The sequence below is a fragment of the Desulfonatronospira sp. genome, from assembly GCA_003563255.1.
Classification (GTDB): domain Bacteria; phylum Desulfobacterota; class Desulfovibrionia; order Desulfovibrionales; family Desulfonatronovibrionaceae; genus Desulfonatronospira.
Window position 1 is genome coordinate 1 of sequence record PWSL01000428.1, and the last position, 3,946, is coordinate 3,946.

General features: G+C 56.5%; 2 protein-coding genes and 1 pseudogene. 2 read left to right on the plus strand and 1 reads right to left on the minus strand.

What is annotated here, in order from left to right:
- Positions 1-7: 7 nt before the first annotated feature.
- Complete coding sequence (locus tag QZP87_RS12575) at positions 8-2,791, minus strand: cation-transporting P-type ATPase (protein WP_291323271.1); 2,784 nt, start codon at positions 2,789-2,791, stop codon at positions 8-10.
- Between the two features lie 124 nt (positions 2,792-2,915).
- Between QZP87_RS12575 and QZP87_RS12580 the strand changes: the two genes are divergently transcribed.
- A complete protein-coding gene (locus QZP87_RS12580; protein ID WP_291323272.1) occupies positions 2,916-3,281 on the plus strand; it encodes a hypothetical protein in 366 nt (121 codons plus the stop codon).
- A 52-nt stretch (positions 3,282-3,333) separates the two neighbouring features.
- A pseudogene (locus QZP87_RS12585) lies at positions 3,334-3,946 on the plus strand (hypothetical protein); the annotation flags it as partial.

Here is a 3,946-nt window from a genome sequence, read left to right on the forward strand (position 1 = left end):
CAGATAATTATCCCCTGCCCGGGACACTCCTGCTTCTGAAAAAGGCTTTCTCCAGCTCCACCGCCACGAACACGGCCAGGCCGAAGGCCAGGATCCTGGCCCAGGCATCCAGGCCCAGGGGCTCGGTCTGGAAAAGAAACTGCATAAACGGCAGGTAGGTGAAACTAAACTGCAAAACCGCCAGGACAGCGATGGAAACGAGAACCGGCCGGCTGCCCAGAATACCCTTGAGATTCCAGGAGGGTTCCTCAATGAACCGGCTGTTTATCAGGTAAAACACCTGTCCCATGACCAGGGTATTGATGGCCGCTGTGGAGGCCAGACTCTGGGAAGCACCATGGGACAGTATGAGCAGGTAATGCCCCAGGGCCCCCACCACAAGCAGAAGGGACACAAAACTGATGCGCCACAAAAGAAATCCCGACACCAGGGATTCATCCACAGGCCTGGGAGGGCGCTGCATGACATTTTTTTCCGGCGGTTCAAAGGCCAGGGCCAGGGCCAGGGTGACTGCGGTGACCATGTTTATCCACAGGATCTGGGGCGGGGTGATGGGCAGGGAAAAATGCCCTGCCTCGTCCATAAGTCCGATGCCCAGCAGAATGGAGGCCATGACCACCAGGGCCTGACCGCCGTTGGTGGGCAGAATGAACAGGATGGCCTTCTTGAGGTTGTCGTAAACCGTGCGCCCCTCTTCCACGGCGTTGGCGATGGAGGCGAAATTGTCATCGGTGAGCACCATGTCCGAGGCCTCTTTGGCTGCCTCGGTCCCGGTAACCCCCATGGCCACTCCCACGTCTGCACGCTTCAGGGCCGGTGAGTCGTTGACCCCGTCCCCGGTCATGGCCACTATGTGTCCGCCTTCCTGCAGGGCCCGCACCAGCCTGAGCTTGTGTTCCGGACTGGTTCGGGCATATATGTCCACATCCAGAGAAACCTCCACCAGATCATGATCGCTTATCTTTTCCAGGTCCTGCCCGGTAAGGGCCTTTCTGCCCCGGCCCATGCCCAGCTTCTCTCCGATGGCCGAGGCTGTCAGGGCATGGTCCCCGGTGATCATTTTGACCTGGATGCCCGCCCCGGCGTCCCCGGGATCAGACTCGCGGCCCTTGAGCCTGGCTGCGGCCTCTATGGCCTCCTCCCGGGGTGGATCCATGATCCCGAACAGGGACAGCATGGTAAAGCCCTGCTGGATATCCTCATCCTCTATGGCCGTCTTCCCTGCAGGGGCCTTTTTCACGGCCACCGCCAGAAGCCTCTGGCCCATGGAGGCCATGTGATTGCCCTGCTCAACCCAGAAATCAGGATCAAGGGGGGCAGCGTCCTGCAGTGCCCCCTGGCTGCTGCACTTTTCCACGACCTTTTCCGGAGCCCCCTTGAGGATAAAAACACTGTCCCCGGATTCATAGTGGTGCAGTGTAACCATGAATTTTTCTTCGGAGCTGAAGGGCAGGATATCCTTTCTGGGATTAACCCTGTTTTCCTGGTCCTGGTCCAGTCCGGCCTTGAGAGAGGCTGTTAGAAGGGCGCCTTCCGTGGGTGCTCCCTCCAGCTTTGGCTGGCCGTTTTTTTCCTGGAAGCGGGCCTCGTTGCAAAGAAGCACTGACCGCAAAGCCTGCATCAGTACCGGGTGTTCCCCTGGATGGACTTCTTTGTCCCCAAGCCTGAACCCGCCTTCCGGGGCATAACCCACCCCGGCAACCCAGAACAGCTCATCCGCTGTTTGAATATTCTGCACGGTCATTTCATTTCTGGTCAGGGTACCGGTCTTGTCCGAGCAGATGACGGTCACCGAGCCCAGGGTCTCCACGGCGGGCAGGCGCCTTATGATGGCGTTTCGCCGGGCCATTTTCTGCACCCCGATGGCCAGGGTAATGGTCATGATGGCGGGCAGGCCCTCGGGAATGGCGGCCACAGCCAGGCCCACTGCGGCCAGAAACATATCCGCCGGTGCATATCCGCGCAAAAAAACCCCGAACATAAAGGCAGCTACTGCAAGGAGCAAGATGGCCACAGTGAGATGGCGGGCGAAAACGTTCATCTTGCGGATAAGCGGGGTGGCGATGCTTTCGGTCTCGGTGAGAAGTTCGCTTATGCGGCCCAGTTCCGTGTCGAGGCCTGTTGCGGCCACCAACCCGGTCCCTTGACCGTAAACCACCATAGTCCCGGAAAAAGCCATGCTTTTTCTGTCCCCCAGGGCCGCCCCGGACTCCACCTCATTGCCGGCCTTGCTCACGGGCATGGACTCCCCTGTAAGAGCGGCCTCTTCTATGCGCAGGCTTTTGCATTCAGTTATTCTCAGGTCAGCCGGTACTCGGTCCCCCGGCTTTAAATAAACCACGTCCCCGGGCACCAGGTCTTTGGCCTCAATCCTGATCCTTTGCCCGCCCCGAAGGACCAGTGCTTCCGGGGCCAGCATGGTCTTCAGGCTTTCCAGGGATTTTTCCGCCTTGCCCTCCTGGATAAAGCCTATCAGGGCATTGATCACGCATACCCCCAGGATGACCAGGGAGTCTATCCATTCCTGCAACAGGGCGGTGATCACCACCGCCGCCAAAAGGACATATATAAGCAGGTTGTGAAACTGCAGCAGAAATCGAAGAACCGGCCCTCTTTTCTTTTCAGTGGCCAGCATATTGGGGCCGAATGTCTCCAGCCTCTTGCCGGCTTCCTCAGGGTCCAGGCCCTCCGGTGAAGACTTCAAGGTCTGGAAGCACTTTTCCACCGGTTCCGCGTGCCAGGGGGTTTTATTCTGGATATCTTTCTTTTCAAGCATAAGCAGATAATACAAGATGATCCTGGCAAAGTAAATGAGTTGTCATTTTTTTTTGCGCAGATCAGGCTTGCATACCTGACCTGTTTGCAGCTAAACAAAGCCAACAGGTCAAATACAAATCTCAAAAAGAGGTGCTTAAATGCAGGAACGCAAACGTCACGGGTGTCTGACCATATGGTTGGTAGTGGTCATTGGAGCCAACTTTTTAGATGCTTTTCGACATTATTTGATGCGTGACGAATTGATGGAGCAGTTTCCCGGCACGCCTGAATGGGTCATAACCGGGCTTTTCATTTTGGCCCTGGTGAACGTGGCTTGCGGCATCGCCCTTTTCCGGTGGAAGAAATGGGGTTTCTGGGTACTTCTGTTGAGCAGCCTGGCCGGAGCCTACCTTTACTTACAGCTGAGTTTTGTGAATGCCCTGGTTCCTCTTCTGGTAGTGGCAGTGCTCTTCGGGGTCCTGCATATCGGAGGAGAACGCAGGGGCTGGGATCAGCTGGAATAGTGCAGGGCCATTGAGAATCAGACGATAAAGAACAGCCAGGCGCTATCCACACATGAATAAAAAGCTGCTTTTCCCGGGAGTCCTGCTGCTGGCAATACTTTATACAGCCATTGGTGGTCTGGCATACAATGCCGGCCAGGAACTGGAAGGGGTAGTTACACAGCAGTTCAACGATCAGCAGCTGATACTGGCTGAAAAAATCGCCGACGACATCCGGGGCCATTTCCAGTTTCTGGAAACAGCCCTGGCCACCCTGAGCCGCCAGACAGTTAACATCCTGCCCGAGCAGCCTTCACATGATTACCTTCATTCCACACACGATATTTTAAAGGACTGGCACGTCCTCAGCCTGGGCATTGCCGGAAATGACCTGGACAACTCCCTGATGGCACCTGACGGAAGTGTTTTCTCCTGGAAAGATATGGGGATTGACTTTCCCCGGGAAGAATTTCAGCTCTGGCTTGATTCTGACCCGGAGGAACAGATTTTTTTCAGCCGGACCTTCAGGCCGGACAAGGGTTCCTATGCCGGGACCTGGATCATGATCATGGCCCGGCTGCTGCCCGGCATCATTGAAAGATCTCCTGAGCCCGCCAGTTTGGATGTTGTCCCTCCAGCGGCTTTCTTTGTGGTGGACGCCATGAAGGTGGCCAGGGAGTATGCCC

Bases quoted from the DNA above. Each gene is read 5' to 3' on its own strand.
- QZP87_RS12580 (WP_291323272.1), top strand. From the start codon at position 2,916: ATGCAGGAACGCAAACGTCACGGGTGTCTGACCATATGGTTGGTAGTG.